The sequence below is a fragment of the Mesorhizobium sp. M7A.F.Ca.CA.004.06.1.1 genome (genome assembly GCF_003999135.1).
Lineage (GTDB): Bacteria > Pseudomonadota > Alphaproteobacteria > Rhizobiales > Rhizobiaceae > Mesorhizobium.
Genome location: NZ_RZPQ01000594.1, coordinates 1 through 3,704 on the forward strand (window position 1 = coordinate 1; position 3,704 = coordinate 3,704).

Genomic DNA, 3,704 nt, shown 5'->3' on the forward strand with positions numbered 1-3,704 from the left:
GTAGAAATCCTCGAGCTTGGCACGGGCCTCGGAAATCTGGTTTGCGAAAGCCGACATCTGGTCGAGGCGAGCGATCAGCATCGTGGCAAAACCGGTGAAGGCAATGACGTCGCCGACACCCAACTGACCACGAGTGACGAGATAGGAGCCGATCGACAACACGATCAGCATCGAGATTGCCGATGACAGACGGTGCAAGGCATTGGCCAGCGCCCACCAGTCGAGAACAGGGTTCTGCGCGTCGAGCAGGTTCTTAACGTAGCGGCGCAGCGTATCGGCCTCGTGGCCGAGGCGATTGTAGCTCTGCAGCACCGCAACGTTGCTGACCGAGTCGGTCACATGCGCGAACACCTTGTGGTAGTGGCGCTCGACCGCGGCCTGGCCCGCCTTGGTGCGGCGCATGACCATCCGGCCGATGCCGACATAGAGCAGCCCGAGGCCAAGCAGCACCAGCGACATGCGCAGGTCCATGCTGATCGCGGTCGGAACCAGCAGTACGAGGGCGACAGCCGTGGACAGATGCTGGCGCATGAATTCGAGCCAAAGGCTGAACAGGGTTTCGACGGCGCGCAGCATCGTATGCAGCGCATTGGAGGTGCCGTGCTGATGGTGCCAGGCGAGCGGCATGGTGATCACGCGCTCGAAGGACTCGCAAAGCACTTCGCTGCGCCGGGCATGGGCAAAACGGTCAGCGCCGCGCGCCACCATGACGAAAGCAACGATGTTGAAGGCGCCGAGACCGGCCCACATGACCAGCGTGGTGAAGACAGAGCCACGCTCGGAGATGGCGCCGATGACGCGACCGAACATAATCGGCTCGAGAAGCGCTACGATGGCGAGAGCCACGTTGGCCGAACAGATCAACGCAACGCGTTTCCTGTCCGCGGCCAGATAACCGAGAGCTCGCCAGTAGATTTGCAGAAGGGTCACCCCAGTTACTCCGCCACGCTGTTTATTGTGCACTGCATCATTTTATTCGTACCGGTTGATACGTCGCAAAACAATGGCCGTGTACCCCTTCAGTTCCCTTAGAGCGAACAAAAGATGGCGACGTTCCGAAATCTGCCGTGATCACCTAACGGTTTGAGAAGACAGGTAAAATGTCAGGCATGCGGCGAAATCATGGCAGTTGGCACGTGCTGCCACAATTTTAGTCAGCAACAATGTCGGACGGATGACTAAGGCCGAAATCGCCTTCAGTGAAGTATAGAACGAAACAAAGCTGCATGATGCCCCTCCATGCGAAGGAAGGGCCAACTCTCACTGCTCGTGGCGCCCCCTATCGGACGCCTCAAGCCTTTGATTTCATGCACTCCTCGGTGGCATGTCCTTCAATCGGCAGGCGGCAACGCCAGGCGGGACGGTGCCTCTCATCCCGCCGCGGCGGCAAAAGTCGCGCCCCGGATCCCAGGCCCGAGCGCATAGTTTTTGAGCACATGCATCAAGCCGGGATCCGGATGACCACCTCGGCAACTTCGCCGTCCTTCAGTTCGACTGCCGAACCCTTGGCCTTTGTCCCATTCACCTCCAGCGACACGGCCTTGGCCTTATTGTCGCGGATGACGCGAACCTTGAGTTCCGCCCCCAGCATTTTGAGATTTGCCGAGTAGCCGTCCCAGTGGCTCGGCAGCTTCGGCTTGAACTGGACACGCTTGCCGCGCCGCTCGATGCCCAGGATGCCTTCGACAGCAGCCCTGTAGAGCCAGCCGGCAGAGCCGGTGTACCAGGTCCAGCCGCCACGGCCGCCCTTGCCGTTGCCGGCAGTGTCGTCCCCGGCATAGATATCGGCCGCCACGACATAGGGCTCGACACGATAGTGCTCGGCCGTGGCCTCGTCGGTCGCATGGTTGACGGGGTTCAGCATCGAGAAACAGCGATAGGCCTCGTCGACCTGCCCCATCTCGGCGAGCGCGATGACGAACCATGTGGCGGCATGGGTGTACTGGCCGCCATTCTCGCGCACGCCGGGCGGATAGCTCTTGATGTAACCCGGGTCCTTCTCCGTCTTCGAGAAGGGCGGCGTGAACAGTTTGACGATCTTCAGCTTGTCGTCCACAAGCAGCTTCGTTGCTTGCTCCATCGCGGTGGTCGACCGTGCCGGATCGCCCTCTCCCGAAAGCACGCTCCAGGACTGGGCGATCGAGTCGATCTTGCACTCCTGCGAGTTGCGAGACCCCAAAGGGGTGCCGTCGTCGAAACTGCCGCGCCGGTACCATTCGCCGTCCCATGCGGTGCTCTCAAGCGCCCGCTTCAGCACATCGGCATGCTTTGCCCAGGCCTGTGCTCGCTTGGCATCGCCCTCGGCCTTGGCGACGGGGGCGAAATCGCCCAGCGTCTTCAGCAGGAACCAGCCGAGCCAGACGCTCTCGCCCTTGCCGTGCTCGCCAACGCGGTTCATGCCGTCGTTCCAGTCGCCGCCGAGGATCAGCGGCAGGCCCGCGGGGCTGCTGCGCTTGATGGCGAGATCGAGCGCACGCGCGCAATGGTCGTAGAGCGACGCCGTCTTCTTCGAGATTTCCGGGGTGAAGAAGGCATCGTGTTCGCCCTCGCCCAGCGGCTGTCCATCGATGAACGCCAATTGCTCCTTGAGGATGGTGGCATCGCCGGTGACCAGCAAATAGCGCGCCGTGGCGTGGGCAAGCCAGACCACGTCATCGGAGATCAGCGTGCGTACGCCAGCACCCGTGCGCGGCAGCCACCAGTGCTGCACGTCGCCTTCGGGGAACTGCCGCCGTGCCGCATTGAGGATCTGGTCGCGCGCCAGTTGCGGGTCATGCGCCAGCAGCGCCAGCGTATCCTGCAACTGGTCGCGGAAGCCGAAGGCACCGCTGGCCTGATAGAAGGCGGAGCGGGCACGGATGCGGCAGGCCAGGCTCTGATAGGGCAGCCAGTGATTGACCATGGCGTCGAGCGCCTTGTCAGGCGTCTCGACCTGGATGGTGTCGAGGAAGCCGCGCCATTCGCGCTCATTGTCGGCCAACCGCTGGTCGAAGTCCTTGACCTTATGCTCCTGCACCAGCGCGCTCGCCTCCTCGGCGGACTCGGCGTCACCGAGCAGCCAGAGCAGCGTCACGTCGCCGCCAGCCGGGATCTCGACGTCGCGGGCAATCGCCGCGCATGGATCGTCGCCGGCCTCGACACGGCCAGACAGCGCTGCACCACTCAGCACCGCCTGCGGCAGCTCGCTGGAGCCATGCCGGCCCAGGAACTCCGTCCGGTCTGTCGTCACCGAATGAACGCCGCCGTCAGCCGCGAGGAATGCAACGCGCTCGCCGAAATCCAGCCCGTAGGGGTTTTGTGCCAGCAGCGCCCCGCTGGCGGCATCCCGCGACGGGACGATGGTTGCCGCAGTGCGCGACCGGTGCCCGCCGAGCACCCATTCGGCATAGGCATAGACACGCAGCCGCGCCGGCACCGAGCCGGAATTCTGGATGCGCAGCCGCGAGATCTTCAGCGGATCGACCGGATCGACGACATGGGTGAGATCCATCGACAATGGTCCGCGCTTCGAGCGGAAGGTCGAGAAACCCTGGCCGTGCCAAGCCTCGTAGGTCATCGTGGGATCGCGCACCACGGCAGCGAGCGGCGAGAATGCCTTGCCGCTGGCCTGATCGTAGATATAGAGGCCCTCGCCCGGCCGGTTCGAGACCGGATCATTCGACCACGGCGTCAACTGGTAGTCGCGGCTGTTTCGGCTCCAGGTG

General features: G+C 63.2%; 2 protein-coding genes. Both read right to left on the minus strand.

All coding sequences use genetic code 11. The annotated features are described in order from the left end of the window. On the minus strand, positions 1 to 930 hold a 930-nt coding region (locus tag EN906_RS26455; protein ID WP_245484338.1), incomplete at its 3' end, for an ABC transporter transmembrane domain-containing protein. Positions 931 to 1,441: 511 nt separating this feature from the next. Further along, positions 1,442 to 3,704: glycosyl hydrolase family 65 protein (locus EN906_RS26460; protein WP_348629288.1), on the minus strand; the 2,263-nt coding region annotated here is incomplete at its 5' end.